At 36.7% G+C, this 1,878-nt stretch carries 3 protein-coding genes; all 3 read right to left on the bottom strand.

Features of this window, described 5'->3' with window-relative positions:
- Positions 1-49: 49 nt before the first annotated feature.
- The gene (locus QR64_RS25460; protein WP_036853161.1) at positions 50-811 is read right to left on the bottom strand and encodes an N-acetylmuramoyl-L-alanine amidase; all 762 of its coding nucleotides are present in this window, start codon (positions 809-811) and stop codon (positions 50-52) included.
- Positions 808-1,149: a hypothetical protein gene (locus QR64_RS25455; RefSeq protein ID WP_197064330.1), complete on the bottom strand. Its 342-nt coding sequence runs from the start codon at positions 1,147-1,149 to the stop codon at positions 808-810. The genes QR64_RS25460 and QR64_RS25455 overlap by 4 nt, the downstream gene beginning before the upstream one ends.
- Positions 1,150-1,182: 33 nt before the next feature.
- A partial coding sequence (locus QR64_RS25450; protein WP_039584064.1) for a hypothetical protein occupies positions 1,183-1,878 on the bottom strand: 696 nt, incomplete at its 5' end.

Raw genomic sequence — 1,878 nt, 5'->3', positions numbered from 1 at the left:
TGATACCGAACAAAGAAAGCCCCACAATTAAGTGAGGGCCTTTTTCGTATTATTTTTTAGCAATGATTGGTTTGTCGATTCCGTTAGCTTGCATGAAACGAATATCAATAGGCGAACCTTTCCAATCGAAGTTTTTAAGGTCTTTGCCAGTTGTTTCTTTATAAGTTTTACGAACAATTGCCAATTGGTCTGGGTGTGATAGAGCGATAACTTTTTCGCCATTAAAGTAGTAAGTTGTTTTATCGCCATTTGTATATGTAAATTTCATTAAATCGTCGTCCTCTAATTCTGTATTTGTTTGTGTATTGTTTACTGCGACTGTGCCACTAGTTTGTCCTGTAAGGCGCTTGTTTAGTTCTGTGATAAAGTATGAGCGACAACTCTCTAACGTGCCTCCGTGTACTTCTACTGAACGTCTAGGGCATGAAGTTGCTGAAAGTTCTTGATGTAGTTTAACAGTATCACGATTAGGAGTTAACCCCCATTGTTTCATGTACTTAGCCACGTCATCTAGTACCGCTTGCTCATTTCTCAAGAACTGGTTTAAATCGCCCTCTGATTGGCATACTTCCCAGCTTGCATAGTTAGCATTACCGTACGAGTTGGCACAATGCCATGCCATATTAGAGAAATCAGAAGCTTGTAATCTTCCGTCAGAAGCAATGTAGACATGAGCAAAGCCATTTTCAGGGTTATGATTAGGTAACCAGTTGTTGTAGAAGCCAGCGTTAGCACCATTCGAACCAGCGTCATTGTGAATTACAACCCCAGTAGGGTTATAACCACGTACACCAGCATTAGTTATATTCATTCTTTTTTATCCTCCGTTTGTTCTTCTTCTACTTCTGGAACACTTACACCGTTCTTTTTCATAAGTTTAACCAAACCGTCGAACATAGGACTGATTTTTGCGACCAAATAAATAAATTGCCCTACAAAGTACAATAAACCTACGTCAATCACAGTTTTGGCAATATCAGAAGTTGAGGGAGTTTGTGTAAAGAAGAAGACCGCATATAAAACCCACAGGGATAAAATAACCGTTAAGTCAATCACAAGTCTACGTTTGAAAGGTGGGTTCATTGCTTCTCTATCTTTTACCCATGTAGCGAAAAGAATCGCTAAAATTAAGATAGTTATTAAAATCATTCTAGTTACCATTTTGTTTCGCTTTCTATTTTGTTATTTAATGAAGTAACTTCCGTTACCACGTGTTGCAATAGGTGTTTTACCAATATCTGGTCCCCACCAAGTAATACTACCGTTTGTGTCTATGTCAATATGGAAAGAAGTCTCATGTCCAGCAAAATGACCAACAATACTTTGAACAACAGCTGGACGAAATTCTTTATCTACCCATGGTCCAGACATTTTAATGCCAGCTTTTGTAGTTGATACACTACCAAAGAGTCTAACAATTACTAAATCATCGTTCTTTTTAGTGAATTGCAACTGCATACCATTTCCAGTTTGAATTGTCAACATTTGAGTTGGAACATCGATTGTACCTCTAAGTGATATATCATTTGCATTGATTGAACCTTTAAGCGATAAATTATTTGCGTTGATTGAACCTTTAAGTGATAAATTATTTGCATTGATTGAATCTTTAAGTGATAAATCGTTTGCAGAAATACTATCTAAAGTACTAGCCTGAAGAATTGGCTTAATGCTTGTTACACCAGTTCCTGAAGTCGTAACAACATCAAAACAAACTTTCAAAACGCCAGAACCGTTGTTTATATCAACACCGTTACTATTATTTGATGTTTCTGCTGATAAACTTACAGGGTTTGCTGTTTGCGTTAAGTCAATATTTGCATGGATATAATTAACTGCATTACCTTTTAAGGCAACAGTTTCATTCAATAGTTCAAA

Origin of the sequence: Rhodococcus sp. Chr-9 (assembly GCF_000801125.1) — a bacterium.
GTDB classification, from domain to species: domain Bacteria; phylum Actinomycetota; class Actinomycetes; order Mycobacteriales; family Mycobacteriaceae; genus Rhodococcus; species Rhodococcus pyridinivorans.
Note: the sequence above shows the minus strand (reverse complement) of the source record. Positions and strands in the feature narration are given on the sequence as shown.

Bases quoted from the DNA above. Each gene is read 5' to 3' on its own strand.
- QR64_RS25460 (WP_036853161.1), bottom strand. From the start codon at position 811: ATGAATATAACTAATGCTGGTGTACGTGGTTATAACCCTACTGGGGTT.
- QR64_RS25455 (WP_197064330.1), bottom strand. From the start codon at position 1,149: ATGATTTTAATAACTATCTTAATTTTAGCGATTCTTTTCGCTACATGG.